Here is a 14,710-nt window from a genome sequence, read left to right as displayed (position 1 = left end):
AGGCGCGGTGCGGGTGGGCGACGCGGCGGACCTTCACCGAGCCTCCAGTCCGGAGCCCGCTCAGGCGGGCAGCGCCGCCTCGATGGCCGCGATCACCTCTGGCGCGTCCGGCTTCGTCGTCGGGCGGAACCGGGTGACGGTGCCGTCCGGCGCCACCAGGAACTTCTCGAAGTTCCAGATCACACGGCCGGCCTTGCCCGCGGCGTCCGGCGTCTGCTTGAGCTCCTTGTAGAGCGGGTGCGCGCCACCGCCGTTCACCTTGACCTTCTCGGACATCGGGAACGTCACGCCCCACGTGGTGGAGCAGTACTCGTCGATCGCCTCGGACGAGCCGAGCTCCTGCAGGAACTGGTTGCTCGGGAACCCGAGCACCGTGAAGCCCCGCGGGCCGTAGGTCTTCTGCAACTCCTCGAGCTGCTCGTACTGCGGTGCGAGGCCGCAGCGCGACGCCACGTTCACCACGAGCACCGCCTTGTCCGCGAAGGCGCCGAACGTGGTGTGCTCACCGTGCAGCGTCGTGATGTCGATTGCGTCGAAACGTCCCATGATGATCACGGTATCCCGCACGATCCGCGGCCTCGCAGGGAGCGGGCTGAGCCGCATCGTAGGATCGGTCCCATGTGTGGAATCGTGGGCTACGTCGGCACCAACAGCAGCACGGACGTGCTCCTCGGTGGACTCCGTCGGCTCGAGTACCGCGGGTACGACTCGGCCGGCATCGCGGTCATCGACCCGGCAGGCGACCTGTCCTTCGCGAAGAAGGCCGGCAAGCTGCAGGCCCTCGTCGACGAGCTCGACGAGCACCCCATCGCCGACGGCGGGACGGGCATCGGGCACACCCGCTGGGCGACCCACGGCGGCCCCACGGACGAGAACGCGCACCCGCACCTCGCCGACGGCGGCAAGCTCGCGCTCATCCACAACGGCATCATCGAGAACTTCTCCGCGCTCCGCGACGAACTCGCGGCCGAGGGCGTCGAGTTCCTCAGCGAGACCGACTCCGAGGTCGCGGCGCACCTGGTCGCGAAGGCCTTCCGCGAGACCGGTGACCTGACGAGCGCCATGCAGCAGACCGTGCAGCGGCTCGAGGGCGCCTTCACGCTCCTCGTCGTGCACGCCGACCAGCCCGGCGTCGTCGTCGGCGCCCGTCGTAACTCGCCCCTGGTCGTCGGGCTCGGCGACGGCGAGAACTTCATGGGCTCCGACGTCGCCGCGTTCGTCGCGTACACGCAGCGCGCGCTGTCCATCGGGCAGGACGAGATCGCCACCATCCGCCCCGACGGCGTCGACGTGGTCCACTTCGACGGCACCCCGGCCGACCGCAGCGAGTTCGAGGTGAACTGGGACGCGTCGGCCGCGGACAAGGGCGGCTGGTCCTCCTTCATGGCGAAGGAGATCAGCGAGGAGCCGGAGGCCGTCGCGAAGACCATCCTCGGCCGCGTGCACGACGGCGCCGTCACGCTCACCGACCTCGACCCGATCGCGGAGCGCCTGCAGCAGGTCGACCGCGTCATCGTCATCGCCTGCGGCACCGCTGCTTACGCCGGGATCCTCGGCAAGTACGCCATCGAGCAGTGGGCACGCATCCCGGTCGAGGTCGAGCTCGCGCACGAGTTCCGCTACCGCGACCCGGTGCTGAACGACCGCACGCTCGTCGTCTCGATCAGCCAGTCCGGCGAGACGATGGACACACTCATGGCCGTGAAGTACGCGCGTGAGCAGGGCGCGCAGGTCCTCTCGATCTGCAACACCCAGGGCGCCACGATCCCGCGCGAGTCCGACGCCGTGATCTACACGCACGCCGGGCCGGAGGTCGCCGTCGCGTCGACGAAGGCGTTCCTCGCGCAGGGCGTCGCGCTGTACCTGCTCGGCCTGCACCTCGCGACGCTCCGCGGCACGCTGACGACCGAGCAGATCGCCGAGCAGGTCGCGGAACTCGAGTCCCTCGCGCCGAAGCTGCAGCAGACCATCGAGGACGCCTCCGGGGTCGCCGAGCTCGCGAAGTGGATGGCCGACACCCGGAGCGTGCTGTTCCTGGGTCGCCACGTCGGGTACCCGATCGCCCTCGAAGGCGCGCTCAAGCTCAAGGAACTCGCGTACATCCACGCCGAGGGCTTCGCCGCCGGTGAGCTGAAGCACGGTCCGATCGCGCTCATCGAACCCGGCCAGATCGTCTTCGTCATCGTGCCGTCGCCCCGTGACGCCCGCTCGCTGCACCCGAAGGTGGTGTCGAACATCCAGGAGATCCGCGCGCGCGGCGCCCGGGTGATCGCGATCGCCGAAGAGGGCGACGCCGCGGTGCTGCCGTTCGCCGACGAGGTCCTCCGCATCCCGCTCGCGACCCCGCTGTTCGAGCCGCTGCTCGCGGTCGCGCCGCTGCACATGTTCGGCATGGAACTCGCCGCGGCCAAGGGCCTCGACGTCGACCAGCCGCGCAACCTCGCGAAGTCGGTCACCGTCGAGTAGTCGGACGGTGATCATCGGGATCGGGGTCGACGTCGTCGATCTCTCGCGGTTCGGGCAGGTGCTGGAACGCACGCCCGCGATGCGCACGCGCCTGTTCACGTCGGGGGAGCTGCTCCGGGACGGCGAACCACGCCCGATCGCCTCGCTCGCGGCGCGGTTCGCTGCGAAGGAGGCCCTGATCAAGGCGTTCGGCTCGAGCGCAGGACTGAGTTGGCAGGACCTCGAGGTCGTCTCCGACGACCAGCGGAACCCGTCGCTGACGCTGCACCAGCAGGCGCGGCAGGTGGCCGATGCGCGTGGGGTCACGAGCGTGCACCTGTCGCTGTCCCATGATGGAGGGATCGCCACGGCGTTCGTGGTGTTGGAAGGAACAGGGGACACGGCTTGAGTGCGTTCACCGGGATCACGGTCGACCGGGAGGCACTGATCGCCAACTACGCGACGGTCGCCGAACAGGTGGCACCGTCCGGCGTCATCGCGGTCGTCAAGGCGAACGCGTACGGGCACGGCGCGGCTGACGCCGCGCGGGCGTTCGTGGACGCCGGCGCGGAGTGGCTCGGCGTCGCCGACATCGACGAGGGCATCGCGCTCCGACAGGCCGGCATCGACGAGGGCGTCCGGATCCTCGCCTGGTTGCACGCGCCGGACGAGGACTTCCGCCGCGCCGCCCAGTACGGCATCACCCCCGCGGTGTCGAGCGTGTCCCAGCTCGCCGCGGCGGCCGACTCCGAGGTGCCCGAGGTGCACATCTGCGTCGACACCGGGCTCAGCCGGAACGGCGCCGTCGAGTCCGAGTGGCCCGAGCTCTTCGAGACCGCGGGGCGACTCGCACGGAACGGCGCGAGGACCCGGGTCGAGGGACTGATGTCCCACCTGTCGAACGCCTCCCGTACCGACGATCTCGACCAGGACGCCGCCCTGCAGCGCGCGCTCGACGGCCTGGGCGCGGTCGGCATCATGCCGCCGATGGTGCACCTCGCCGCGAGCGCCGCGAGCCTGGTCGTCCCCGAGACCCGTCGGGACCTCGCCCGTGTGGGGATCGCGCTCTACGGCCTGAGCCCGTTCGCCGACCGCACCTCGGCCGACCTCGGGCTCCGACCCGCGATGCGCCTGACCGCGTCGGTGCTGCGCACGGTCGTCGTGCCGGCCGGTGACGGCGTCAGCTACGGCTACACCTGGCGCGCCGAGTCGGACACCCGCCTCGCCGTGATCGGCCTCGGGTACGCGGACGGCTTCGACCGCGCCTTCGGCAACCACGTCGTGGTCCGCATCGGCGATCGGACGTTCCCCGTGGTCGGCCGCGTCGCGATGAACGCCATGCACATCGACATCGGGGACGCCGACGTCGCCGTGGGGGACGAGGTCGTGCTCTGGGGCGACCCGGCGAACGGCGATCCCGCTGTGGAGGACTGGGCGGCGGCCGTCGGCACCATCAACTACGAGGTGGTCGCCCGGCTCGGCCGGAGCATCGATCGGAGGACGACGTGAGCGCACCCCTGCGCCAGGCGGAGATCGACCTCGACGCCTACCGCGCCAACCTCGACCTGGTCCGCGAGTGGATGGACCCCGTCGAGGTGATGGCGATCATGAAGGCCGACGCGTACGGGCACGGCCTCGAACCGATCGCGCTCGCCGCCGTCGACGCCGGCATTCGCTGGATCGGTGTCCTCACGGTCCCGGCCGCGCTCCGGCTCCGGTCGATCGGCGTCGGCGAGGACGTCCACCTCTTCACCTGGCAGCACGACCCGGCGCTCGACTTCCGCGACGCGATCGACTCCGCCGTGGACCTCGGCGTCTCGAACGTCGCCGAGCTGCGGCGCGTCGTGGACGCCGTCGACCAGCGTCCGGCCCGCGTGCACCTCGGACTCGACACGGGGCTGCACCGCGACGGTTCGTCCGTCGACGACTGGCCAGCCCTGGTCGAGGCCGCACGGGACGCCCAGCGCGCCGGGCGGATCGAGGTCGTCGCCGCGTACACGCACCTGGCCGAGTCGTCCGAGGACGACGACAGCGCCGCCGTCGGGCTCTTCGAGGACGCGGTCGAACGCGCCGAGGACCTCGGGCTCGACATCCCGATCGAGCACGTCGCCGCATCGCTCGCCGGACTCGAGCGCAAGGAGTTTCGCAAGGACATGGTCCGGATGGGGGCGAACCTGTTCGGCATCCCCGGCGCGGACGGCGTCTCGGCGGCGGACCTCGGGCTCGAGCCCGTGATGACACTCACCGCGTCGGTCGCGAAGACCAAGCGCGTGCCGGTCGACACCGGTGTCTCCTACGACTACACGTACCGCACGACGACGGAGACGACCCTCGCGCTGGTGCCGGTCGGCTACGCGGACGGTGTCCCGCGGCTGGCGCAGGGGCGCCTCGAGGTGACGATCGCCGGCAAGCGCTACCCGATCGCCGGTCGGGTCGCGATGGACCAGTTCCTCGTCGACGTCGGGGACGACGACGTCCGGACCGGGGACACGGTGGTGCTCTTCGGCACGGGCGAGCGCGACGAGTCGACCGTGCTCGAGTGGGGTGCGGCGCTCGGCACCATCGGCGAGGAGATCGTCTGCCGCATCGGCTCCCGCGTGCCGCGCGTCTACTCCGGGCACTCCGTCGCAGGGCGCGTGGGCGAGTACCTGCGGGGCGAGCCGGCGTGACCGTCCTGCTCGACACCACCGTCGCGGGCACCGACGACATGGGCGCACTCGGCGCCCGGATCGCCGCGGTCCTGCGCGCCGGCGACCTCGTCGTGCTGACCGGGCCGCTCGGCGCCGGCAAGACGACGCTCACACGCGGACTCGGTGCGGCGCTCGGCGCGCGGGGCCAGGTGTCGAGTCCGACCTTCGTCCTCGCACGGACGCACCCCACGACGGCCGGGCCCGACCTGGTGCACGTCGATGCCTACCGGCTCTCTGACCCCCTCGAGCTCGACGACCTCGACCTCGACTGGGACGGTGCGATCGTCGTCGTCGAGTGGGGGCGTGGGTTCGTCGACGGCATCGGCGACAGCGTGCTCGACGTCGAGATCGTCCGCGCGACCGGTGCTGCGACGCTCGATCCTGACCTCGACCCCGACGACGTCCCCGACGAGCCCCGCCGTGTCGTCGTCACGGCCACCGGTCCGCGCTGGGAGGGCGTCACGCTCTGATCAGCGACCTGATGAAGGTCCTGCGTGTTCCGGTGCCGGGCGATCACGATCCGGTGACGGTGGCTACCGTGGACGCATGCAGATGCGCCGGGTCCTCGTCGTCGCCGCCGGGGTCGCGGTCGTCGTGGTCGCGCTCGGGGCGGCGCACTCGATCCGTTCCGAGGCCTCCGGTTCCGGCACCGCGTCGCCGACCGCATCAGCGCAGCGCGTCGCCACCATCGGCGACTCGATCATGGCCGGCTACGGCCTGGACAGCGAGGACCAGGCGTGGCCTGCGGTGCTCGCCGCGAAGGAGCACTTCGCCCTCACGAACGTCGCGTGCAGCGGTGCCGGCTTCATCAACGACGGCGACGCCTGCAACACCCACTACGACGGACTCGTGTCCCAGGCGGTCGCCGCGAAGCCGACGCTCGTCATCGTGCAGTCGTCGGACAACGACATGGGCGAGAGCGCCGCGGACATCCAGCGTGCGACGTCCGAGACGATCGAGGACATCCACTCGGCGCTCCCGCACGCCGAGATCGTCGGACTGAGCACCCTGTGGGACCAGCCGGGGAGCATCCCGGACGAGGTCTCGGTGAGCTCCGACGCGCTCGAGGCCGCGGTGACCGCCGTGCACGGCGAGTACGTCGACATCGGGCAGCCGATCGCCGGCCGGCACGGTCTGCTGCAGGCGGACAGCGAACACCCGACGGTCGCCGGGCAGCGGGTCCTGGCCGCGGCGATCGGGAAGGACCTGCGGAAGGCCGGCGTCCAGCTCTGATCCGTCAGGGCTTGTAGTCGTACGTCGTGACCCAGTCGATGTTGAGGTGCCCGGTCGCGCCCCAGTTGCCGGTCTGGAACATGTACCGGTGTGCGGTCTTCGGGACGTCCTTCGTGACGGTCTGGACGACACGGTTGTCGACGAAGTAGGTGACGGACTTGTTCGGGATCCACTCGATCGAGTAGGTGTGCCAGTCGCGCCAGGACACCCGGGCGGATGCACTGGTGGCGTTGAACTCCGCCCCGGCCGTCATCGAGTGCTGGTAGGAGACCGGTGCGGCTTCGAAGTTGCCCTCCGGGTAGTCGATCTCGCCCTCCGACCAGACGTTCGACGTCGGCCAGAGCATGAACGCCGCGCCGTTGCCGGTCGCGCCGCTCGCCTTGGCGCGGACGGTGAACTTCCCGCCGACGTGCGACCACGCCCCTGACGGTGTCCCGAACGTCCCCGCAGCCCCGTGCTTCCCGTCGAGGGTGACATCCATGATCCCGCCGTGCGCGCTGATCTGCGTGCCGGACCAGTACTTGCCGTCGCCCATCCCGTCCGGGTACGGCTGCCACGACTTCGCGTAGGTCTTCGCGAACTGACCCCCGGCGGAGGCCTTCGTGCTGAAGCTCTCGCGGAAGGTCTGCTTGAACTTGCCGATGTTCCCGATGGGGACCTCGGCGTGTGCGACCGAGTCGCTGCCGATCGGCACCGCGACGAGTCCAGCGGTGAGGACGACGGCCGCGAGGACGGCTCTGATGGTGCGTTGCTGCATGCGCTGGCGCTCCCTGTGGATGCGGGCCGACCCGAACGGCCCGCATCGACCCCTGTCGGCCGCCGGGGTCGATCCGACGGCGTCGCGTTGTCCCCAGAGCGAGGGGTCGTCCTTGCGGGACTCTCAGTCTCGACACCGTCTTCCCAGCTTCGCGCCCTGCTCATGACGCATCACGGGGCCAGCCTGAACCCATGACACCAGGGGAGGCGTCGGTTCCACGACGCAAGCGGTTCTCGTTCTTCAGGCTCATGGGCGGCGTCGCCGTCGGAGCACTGGTCATGGCAGGGGTTGCCGTGACCACCACCACATCGGCCTCGGCGGCGTCGGGTGGCAGCGGCGCGCTGTCGTACGCGGCGATCGAGGGGTTCTGGATCGACGCCGGCGGCACGGCGGCATCGGCGAAGACCGCAGCGGCCATCGCGATCGCCGAGAGCGGCGGCAACCCCGGGGCGATCCAGCAGGGGGTCGGCTACTGCGGTGCCGGCAGCGACCGCGCCGGATGGGGGCTCTGGCAGATCACCTGCGGGGACTCCGTGCCGCAGTACGGCCAGGACTTCCAGATGCTCGACCCGTGGAACAACGCCGAGGCGGCCTTCGCGAAGTACGTCGACGCCGGGGAGAGCTTCTCGCCGTGGACGACGTACACGAACGGCTCGTACTCGTCGTACGTGCAGTCCGTCGCGCCGGCGTTCATCGCCGATCCCGGTCAGTGGACGCCTCGGGGTACCGCTCCGGCAGGGACGCACAACTCGTCGCAGCCCGGCGTGACGTCAGGGCCCGGCATCCCGAACGCGCCGACGCCGTCCGCGTCCTACGTCACCGCGGCGCACGTGAAGTCGACGGGGCTGTGGAGCGTCACGGCGAGCAAGGCCGCGACGTCGTTCCCGGTCGGCGTGGCCTCCGGTACCAGCCCGGCGATCGCGGCCCAGGGGAGCGGGTACGTCATCGCGTTCCAGGCGACCGGCGGTGACCTCTGGTCGATCACGTCGGGCGGTGCGGCGACGCACTTCCCGGTCGGCATGAAGGCCGGGACCAGCCCGTCGATCATCGCGACCTCCGGCGGCGGGTACGTCATCGCCGTGCAGACGAACTCCGGCGACCTGTGGACGATCACGAACACGAAGGCGGCGACCGCCTTCGACATCGGGATGGCCGCTGGGACGAGCCCGTCCATCGTGGCCACGTCCGGCGGGTACACCGTCGCGGTGCAGACCAACACCGGCAAGCTCTGGACCGTCACGAACACGAAGGCCGCCACGGCGTTCGACGTCGGGATGGCCGCTGGGACGAGCCCGTCCATCGCAGCGACGTCCGGTGGGTACACCGTGGCCGTGCAGACGAACACGCACGTGCTGTGGACGATCACGAACACGAAGGCCGCCACGGCCTTCCACATCGGGATGGAAGGCGGCACGAGCCCGGCGATCCTCGCGACCTCGGGCGGGTACGTCGTCGCGGCGGAGGCGAACAACGGCGACCTGTGGAGCGTCACGAACACGAACGCCGCGACGCACTTCTCCATCGGCATGGCGACCGACTCGAGCCCGTCCATCGCGGCGGTGGGGAGTGGGTACGTCATCGCGGTCCAGACGAACTCGAGTGACCTCTGGACGGTGACCAACACGAACGCTGCGACGGCGTTCGGCGTCGGCCTCGCAGCGGGGACGAGCCCGGCGATCCTGCCGCGCTGACCCGAACGGTCCCGAGCGGGGCTGCCCGGCGCGACTCCCGTCGTGTCGAGCAGCCCCGCTCTCGTTCACCGGGCCGGACGCCTACGATGGACGGGTGCTGCTCGCCATCGACACGTCCGCCGGAACGAGCGTCGCCGTCGTCGATCCGGAGACACGACAGGTGCTCGCCGAGCGTTCGACGGAGGACACCCGTCGGCACGCCGAGGTCATCGGCCCCTTCCTGCAGGGGGTGCTCGACGACGCGGGGATCACCGCCGCCGACGTCACGGGCGTCGTCGCGGGGATGGGTCCGGGTCCGTTCACCGGTCTGCGTGTCGGCATCGCGGCCGCACGGACGTTCGCCGCGGCACGCGGCGTCCCGTTCCTGCCGCTCGTCAGCCACGACGCCGTCGCCGCCGAGCACGACGGCCCGCTGGTCGTCCTGACGGACGCCCGCCGACGCGAGGTCTACTGGAGCGTCCACGACCAGACCGGCGCGCGCACCGCAGGTCCCGGACTCGCCAAGCCGGCGGACCTGGACGACGTGCTGGGAGCCTCCAGTCGGTTCCGGCGGGTCACCGCCGTCACGATCCCGGCCGGGAGGCTCGGCTCGCTCGCCGCGGACCGGCTCGCCTCCGGCGGTTCCTTCGCCGACGACACCCCCCTCTACCTGCGCGACCCCGACGTCACCATGCCGGGCGCGCCCAAGCGGGTGAAGCAGTGAGCGCCTCCGGCGGGCGCCTGCCCGACGGGCTGCGCCTGCGGCGCGCCCACCCGCAGGACCTCGACGACGTGATGTGGCTCGAGCACGCCTCGTTCCCGACCGACGCCTGGTCGGCGTCGCAGATGTCCGGCGAGCTGTACTCGCCGCACGGGTACTACGTCGTCGTGGAGACCGTCGACGACGGCGCCCCGACGGTCGTCGGGTACGCGGGACTGTCGTCGCTCGCGGGCAACCCGGTCGCCGACGTGCAGACCATCGCCGTGTCGGCCGAGCACCGCGGCAGGGGCATCGGCCGGGCACTCTTCACCGAGCTCCTCGACGAGGCTCGTCGTCGCGCGGTGGAGGAGGTCTTCCTCGAGGTCCGCGCCGACAACCCCGTCGCGCAGGCGATGTACACGGCGTTCGGGTTCGAGCACATCGCCACCCGCCCGCGGTACTACCAGCCGGACGGCGTCGACGCGTGGGTGATGCGAGCGACGCTCGCGCCCACGAGGCAGGGACCCGGCCCGATCGGACAGGAGACGCTCGATGCGTGAACCGCTGGTGCTCGGCATCGAGACGAGCTGCGACGAGACGGGCGTGGGCATCGTCCGGGGCAGCACCCTGCTCGCCAACGTCATCGCGTCGAGCATGGAGGAGCACGCGCGCTACGGCGGCGTCGTGCCCGAGGTCGCCGCTCGTGCGCACCTCGAGGCGATGACCCCGACGCTGGAGCAGGCACTGTCGCAGGCGGGTGTCACGCTCGACGAGCTCGACGCGGTCGCGGTGACCGCAGGACCCGGGCTCGCCGGGGCGTTGATGGTCGGGGTCGGTGCGGCGAAGGCGCTCGCCGTGGCCACCGGCAAGCCGCTCTACGGCGTGAACCACCTGGTCGGGCACGTCGGGGCCGACGTCCTGCGCGCCGACGGCAGCGCGATCGAGCTGCCGACCGTGGCGCTCCTGGTGTCCGGTGGGCACACGTCGCTGCTGCTCGTGCGCGACCTCGTCGGTGACGTCGAGCTCCTCGGTGAGACCATCGACGACGCCGCGGGAGAGGCGTTCGACAAGGTCGCGCGGCTCCTCGGCCTGCCGTACCCGGGTGGGCCGCAGATCGACCGGGCTGCGGCGGACGGCGACCCGAAGGCGATCCGGTTCCCGCGGGGGCTGACCCTGCCGAAGGACATGGCGGCGCACCGGTACGACTTCTCGTTCTCGGGGCTGAAGACCGCCGTCGCGCGGTGGGTCGAGCGCTGCCGTGACGAGGGGCGCGAGGTCCCCGTGGCCGACGTCGCCGCCTCGTTCCGCGAGGCCGTCGTCGACGTGCTCGTCACCAAGGCCCTCAACGCCTGCCGTGACACCGGGGTGGACCGGCTGCTGCTCGGCGGCGGCGTCGTGGCGAACGCGCGCCTCCGCGCGGTCGCGATCGACCGCTGCGCCGCAGCCGGGGTCGAGCTCCGCATCCCCCCGCTCGACCTCTGCACCGACAACGGGGCCATGATCGCGGCCATCGGTGCGCGACTCGTCGCCGAGGGGCACGCGCCGAGCGACCTCGGCATCGCCGCGGACTCGACGCTGCCGGTGACGACCGTCCAGGTCTGAGCCCGGCCCCCGCGCTTGTGGGAGGATCGGGAGCGACGGCCGCACGGGTCGTCGGGAGGGGTGCAACGTGTCCGATCAGAACCAGTGGCCGAAGCCGGGCGAACAGCAGCCGGACGGGCAGCAGCCGGCGTCGCAGGACCCGACCGCATCGGCACCGGCCCCCGGGTCGGCGGCGGAGCCGAACGGGTACGGCCAGGACACGCAGCAGCCGAACCCGTACGCGCCGCAGCAGCCGCAGCCGCAGCAGCAGCAGCCGCCGCAGTACGGTGCTCCGGAGCAGCCGCAGTACGGTGCTCCGCAGCAGAACCCGTACGCCGCTCCCCAGCAGCCGCAGTACGGCGCTCCGCAGCAGCAGAACCCCTACGGCGCCTCGCAGCAGCCGCAGTACGGCGCACCGCAGAACCCGTACGCCGCATCCGCCCCCGGTTCGGCCCAGTACGCCGGGCAGGGCGCTCCCGGTTCCGCGCCGTACGCGAACCCCTACGCCCCCGCCGGCGCGTACTCGAACGCCGGGTACCAGCCGTACGCGCAGCGCCCGAAGACGAACATCCTCGCGATCCTGTCGATCGTGTTCGGTCTCGGTGCGATCCCGTTCTTCTTCATCGCGATCCTGCTCGGCCCAGCCGGTGCGATCCTCGGGCACGTGGCGCTCGGCAAGATCAAGCAGAACGGCGAGCAGGGCCGCGGCCTCGCACTGACCGGCATCATCGCCGGGTGGGTGATGACCGGCGTGTGGATCCTCTGGATCGTGGTCGTCGTCTTCGCGATCGGGCACTCCGGCGGCGGGTACTACGACGACAACTACGACTACGGCTCGACCGGCGCGTTCATCAGCTGAGGCGCTCGCAGAGGATCGCCGTGTGGCGGCCCTCGAGCCGGGTGAGTACCAGGGTCACCCGGCCGGACCCGCCGCGCAGTCGCAGTCGTTTCCGGAACTGGGCGGGATCGACGTCCACGCCGCGCTTCTTGATCTCCACCGTGCCGATCCCGTCCGCGGCGAGCCGTGCCGCGAGCTGCTTGACGTCGAGGGGCATCGTGTCCAGCACCCGGAAGCCCTGCGCGAACGGCGTGGTGACCGCGCGTGAGGACGTCACGTACGCGATCCCGTCGGAGAGCATGTGCCCGTCGATCGACCGCGCCAGGTCACCGATCAGCCGCGCCCGGATGACGGCGCCGTCCGGCTCGTAGAGGTACTCGCCGATCGGCCCCACCGGCTCGTCCTCGGAGTCGTCCGCTGCGGTCAGCTCCGCGATGCCGTGCGGCCCGATGACGGTGGCCGCGCGCCGGATGCCAGGGCGTGCGAGCGGCCCGAACCAGAGTGCGAGCTCGACGACCTCGCGGTCGACGGACGTCCACTGTGCTTCCGCGGTGTCCGGGACGAGGTCACGGTCGATCCCGGGGCCGAGCTTCACCCCGGTCGGCGTGGTCGTCGCCGCCGCGAACACGGTGTCCAGCGACGGCGACCAGTCGTCGGGATCGGCGAGGCGTCGCGTGTTCGCGTGGCCGGCAGTCCGTCGTGCGGGGTCCATCCAGACGCCGTCGACGCGCGACAGGTCGAACGAGGCCGCGTCCCCGAGCTCCACGCGGGCATCGGACCACGGCGAGAGGTTGTACGTGGCGACCGCCGCCGTGACCTCGTCACGGTCGACCGCCGTCACGTCGAGGTCGAGCGCCGCCATCGCCATCGCGTCCCCGCCGATGCCGCAGCCGAGGTCCGCCACCCGACGGAGCCCCGCCGCGGCGAAGCGTCCGGCGTGCTGGGCTGCGACGGACAGCCGGGTGGCCTGCTCGAGCCCGGCTTCGGTGAAGAGCATCCGCGACGCGAAGTCGCCGAACTTCCCCCTGGCCTTCTGCCGGAGCTTCGCCTGGGTCAGCACGGCGGCGACGAGCCCGGGATCGTGCCCCTCCGCCCGCAGCCGGGAGACGACACGGACGATCTCACCGTCGTCGGAGACGCTGGGCGTACGGTCGAGCAGCGCCATCCCGTCCGGGGTCAACAGCTGGGCGAGATCGGCGGCGTCCATGAGACGATCCTGTCATCAACGGATGCGCTGGCACTCGGATTGACCGAGTGCCAGCGGCCCCCTACAGTTGGACTTGGCACTCTCGTGTGCGTAGTGCCAACCGGTTTTCATCTGTACCGAGTCAGTACCGAGAAAGAAGAGGTCACCGTGGCCGTCACCATCAAGCCGCTCGAAGATCGCATCGTCATCCGTCAGGTCGAGGCGGAGCAGACCACTGCTTCGGGTCTCGTCATCCCGGACACCGCGAAGGAGAAGCCGCAGGAGGGCGAGGTCGTGGCCGTGGGTCCGGGTCGCATCGACGACAACGGCAACCGCGTCCCGCTCGACGTCGCCGTCGGCGACAAGGTCATCTACTCGAAGTACGGCGGCACCGAGGTCAAGTACTCGGGCGAGGACCTCCTGGTCCTCTCGGCTCGCGACGTCCTCGCGGTCATCGAGCACTGAACCCCGCTCCACGAACGAACGCCCCGTCAGCTCCCGGCTGACGGGGCGTTCGCCGTTCCGGCCTGGAGGTTCGGGGCACGTCCGTCGTGTCGGCGCACGTCCGTAGCATTGGTCCGTGACCGAGCGCGTGGCCAGGAGCGAAGCATCCGTCGGGGTCGTGCAGGCGATCGTCGCCTACGGGCTCTGGGGACTCATGCCGCTGCTCTTCGCGGCGATGGCCCCGGCCGGCGCCTTCGAGATCGTGGCCTGGCGCATCGTCTTCGGGCTGGGGTTCTGCGTGATCGCGATCGCCGTGACACGGTCGTGGCTCCGGACGCGGTCCCTGCTCGTCCAGCGTCGGGTGATGGGGGTCATGGCGATCGCCGCGGTGCTCATCGTCGTGAACTGGACCGTGTACGTCATCGCGACGACGACGGGCCACACCGTCGAGGCCGCGCTCGGGTACTTCATCAACCCGCTCGTGACGATCGCGCTCGGCGTCGTGCTGCTCCGGGAACGCCTCCGGCCGGCGCAGTGGACCGCGGTCGGCATCAGCGTCGTGGCGGTCGTCGTCATCGCCGTCGGGTACGGCCAGATGCCGTGGATCTCGCTCGCGCTGGCGTTCTCCTTCGGGCTGTACGGCCTGGTGAAGAAGCGTGTCGGCGGCACCGTGGATGCGCTCTCCGGCCTGACGATCGAGACGATGTGGCTCACACCGCTCGCGGTCGGCGCGTTGGTCGTGCTCGGCGTCACCGGGATCGGCGGCATCACGTTCGGCAGCGAGGGCTGGGTGCACGCGCTGATCATGATCGGGGCGGGCCCGGCGACGGCGGTGCCGCTGCTGCTCTTCGCGTCGTCGGCCAGGCGGCTGTCGCTCTCGACGCTCGGGCTGACGCAGTACCTGACGCCCGTGATGCAGCTCGTCGTGGGCGTGACGATCCAGCACGAGGCGATGAGCACCTCGCGGTGGATCGGCTTCGGGATCGTGTGGTGCGCCCTCGTGATCCTGTCCGTGGACTCGTTCACCGCCGCGCGCCGCGCCCGACGTGCCGTCCTGCCGGCCGCACCCGCCTGACGGACGCACCCCGAGCCTCCCGTCCGGCCGCCTGTCCTGTCCTGTCGTCCTGTCGTGCCGCGTGCCGCGTGCCGCGTGCCGTCGTTCCGCG

Annotated in this window: 16 protein-coding genes; 13 read left to right on the top strand and 3 right to left on the bottom strand. The window is 71.2% G+C overall.

Annotation, left to right across the window (positions count from 1 at the left end; genetic code table 11):
* Positions 1 to 60 precede the first annotated feature (60 nt).
* Positions 61 to 546 (bottom strand): glutathione peroxidase, encoded by a 486-nt coding sequence (locus AAEP80_RS01260; RefSeq protein ID WP_413600725.1) that lies wholly within the window; start codon positions 544 to 546, stop codon positions 61 to 63.
* 72 nt (positions 547 to 618) lie between these two features.
* Here AAEP80_RS01260 and glmS point away from each other — a divergent pair, with 72 nt between their 5' ends.
* From glmS to AAEP80_RS01230, 6 genes are all read left to right on the top strand, one after another.
* Positions 619 to 2,466: a glutamine--fructose-6-phosphate transaminase (isomerizing) gene (glmS, locus tag AAEP80_RS01255; RefSeq protein ID WP_420365663.1), complete on the top strand. Its 1,848-nt coding sequence runs from the start codon at positions 619 to 621 to the stop codon at positions 2,464 to 2,466.
* Between the two features lie 7 nt (positions 2,467 to 2,473).
* Entirely contained in the window at positions 2,474 to 2,854 is a 381-nt protein-coding gene (locus tag AAEP80_RS01250) for a holo-ACP synthase (protein WP_420365662.1), read from the top strand.
* Positions 2,851 to 3,954, top strand: a complete 1,104-nt coding sequence (gene alr, locus AAEP80_RS01245; RefSeq protein WP_420365661.1) for an alanine racemase — start codon at positions 2,851 to 2,853, stop codon at positions 3,952 to 3,954. Before AAEP80_RS01250 ends, alr (AAEP80_RS01245) begins: the two co-directional genes overlap by 4 nt.
* Positions 3,951 to 5,114: an alanine racemase gene (gene alr, locus AAEP80_RS01240; RefSeq protein ID WP_420365660.1), complete on the top strand. Its 1,164-nt coding sequence runs from the start codon at positions 3,951 to 3,953 to the stop codon at positions 5,112 to 5,114. The genes alr (AAEP80_RS01245) and alr (AAEP80_RS01240) overlap by 4 nt, the downstream gene beginning before the upstream one ends.
* Before the next feature lie 38 nt (positions 5,115 to 5,152).
* Complete coding sequence (gene tsaE / locus AAEP80_RS01235) at positions 5,153 to 5,605, top strand: tRNA (adenosine(37)-N6)-threonylcarbamoyltransferase complex ATPase subunit type 1 TsaE (protein ID WP_420366834.1); 453 nt, start codon at positions 5,153 to 5,155, stop codon at positions 5,603 to 5,605.
* A 76-nt stretch (positions 5,606 to 5,681) separates the two neighbouring features.
* Positions 5,682 to 6,368, top strand: a complete 687-nt coding sequence (locus tag AAEP80_RS01230; protein ID WP_420365659.1) for an SGNH/GDSL hydrolase family protein — start codon at positions 5,682 to 5,684, stop codon at positions 6,366 to 6,368.
* 4 nt (positions 6,369 to 6,372) lie between these two features.
* On the opposite strand, the gene AAEP80_RS01225 is transcribed toward AAEP80_RS01230, so the two are convergent.
* Positions 6,373 to 7,125 carry a glycoside hydrolase family 16 protein gene (locus AAEP80_RS01225; RefSeq protein WP_413600731.1) on the bottom strand — a complete coding sequence of 251 codons (753 nt, stop codon included), beginning with the start codon at positions 7,123 to 7,125 and terminating at the stop codon, positions 6,373 to 6,375.
* Between the two features lie 293 nt (positions 7,126 to 7,418).
* Here AAEP80_RS01225 and AAEP80_RS01220 point away from each other — a divergent pair, with 293 nt between their 5' ends.
* The 5 genes from AAEP80_RS01220 (at position 7,419) to AAEP80_RS01200 (ending at position 11,935) form a co-directional block, all read left to right on the top strand.
* Complete coding sequence (locus AAEP80_RS01220; RefSeq protein WP_413600732.1) at positions 7,419 to 8,816, top strand: hypothetical protein; 1,398 nt, start codon at positions 7,419 to 7,421, stop codon at positions 8,814 to 8,816.
* A 94-nt stretch (positions 8,817 to 8,910) separates the two neighbouring features.
* Positions 8,911 to 9,519, top strand: coding sequence for a tRNA (adenosine(37)-N6)-threonylcarbamoyltransferase complex dimerization subunit type 1 TsaB (gene tsaB, locus AAEP80_RS01215; protein WP_402727233.1), 609 nt, complete (start codon positions 8,911 to 8,913; stop codon positions 9,517 to 9,519).
* Positions 9,516 to 10,055 carry a ribosomal protein S18-alanine N-acetyltransferase gene (gene rimI / locus AAEP80_RS01210; protein ID WP_413600733.1) on the top strand — a complete coding sequence of 180 codons (540 nt, stop codon included), beginning with the start codon at positions 9,516 to 9,518 and terminating at the stop codon, positions 10,053 to 10,055. Before tsaB ends, rimI begins: the two co-directional genes overlap by 4 nt.
* Positions 10,048 to 11,097, top strand: a complete 1,050-nt coding sequence (tsaD, locus tag AAEP80_RS01205) for a tRNA (adenosine(37)-N6)-threonylcarbamoyltransferase complex transferase subunit TsaD (protein WP_402727231.1) — start codon at positions 10,048 to 10,050, stop codon at positions 11,095 to 11,097. Before rimI ends, tsaD begins: the two co-directional genes overlap by 8 nt.
* A 67-nt stretch (positions 11,098 to 11,164) precedes the next feature.
* Entirely contained in the window at positions 11,165 to 11,935 is a 771-nt protein-coding gene (locus AAEP80_RS01200) for a DUF4190 domain-containing protein (protein WP_420365658.1), read from the top strand.
* Here AAEP80_RS01200 and AAEP80_RS01195 read toward each other — a convergent pair.
* Entirely contained in the window at positions 11,928 to 13,121 is a 1,194-nt protein-coding gene (locus AAEP80_RS01195; RefSeq protein WP_420365657.1) for a THUMP-like domain-containing protein, read from the bottom strand. The genes AAEP80_RS01200 and AAEP80_RS01195 overlap by 8 nt on opposite strands.
* A 147-nt stretch (positions 13,122 to 13,268) precedes the next feature.
* On the opposite strand from AAEP80_RS01195, the gene groES reads away from it, so the two are divergent.
* Complete coding sequence (gene groES / locus AAEP80_RS01190; RefSeq protein ID WP_056121496.1) at positions 13,269 to 13,565, top strand: co-chaperone GroES; 297 nt, start codon at positions 13,269 to 13,271, stop codon at positions 13,563 to 13,565.
* A 115-nt stretch (positions 13,566 to 13,680) separates the two neighbouring features.
* On the top strand, positions 13,681 to 14,619 hold the full coding sequence (rarD, locus tag AAEP80_RS01185) for an EamA family transporter RarD (protein WP_420365656.1): 939 nt from the start codon (positions 13,681 to 13,683) through the stop codon (positions 14,617 to 14,619).
* The last annotated feature ends 91 nt before the right edge of the window (positions 14,620 to 14,710 follow it).

This window comes from Curtobacterium sp. L3-7, assembly GCF_048756585.1.
GTDB lineage: Bacteria > Actinomycetota > Actinomycetes > Actinomycetales > Microbacteriaceae > Curtobacterium.
This window is presented reverse-complemented; position numbering and strand designations above follow the sequence as displayed.

Excerpts from the sequence above, each read along its gene's own strand:
- AAEP80_RS01260 (WP_413600725.1), bottom strand. The coding sequence starts at position 546 with ATGGGACGTTTCGACGCAATCGACATCACGACGCTGCACGGTGAGCAC.
- glmS (WP_420365663.1), top strand. The coding sequence starts at position 619 with ATGTGTGGAATCGTGGGCTACGTCGGCACCAACAGCAGCACGGACGTG.
- tsaE (WP_420366834.1), top strand. The coding sequence starts at position 5,153 with ATGGGCGCACTCGGCGCCCGGATCGCCGCGGTCCTGCGCGCCGGCGAC.
- AAEP80_RS01230 (WP_420365659.1), top strand. The coding sequence starts at position 5,682 with ATGCAGATGCGCCGGGTCCTCGTCGTCGCCGCCGGGGTCGCGGTCGTC.
- AAEP80_RS01225 (WP_413600731.1), bottom strand. The coding sequence starts at position 7,125 with ATGCAGCAACGCACCATCAGAGCCGTCCTCGCGGCCGTCGTCCTCACC.
- tsaD (WP_402727231.1), top strand. The coding sequence starts at position 10,048 with ATGCGTGAACCGCTGGTGCTCGGCATCGAGACGAGCTGCGACGAGACG.
- AAEP80_RS01195 (WP_420365657.1), bottom strand. The coding sequence starts at position 13,121 with ATGGACGCCGCCGATCTCGCCCAGCTGTTGACCCCGGACGGGATGGCG.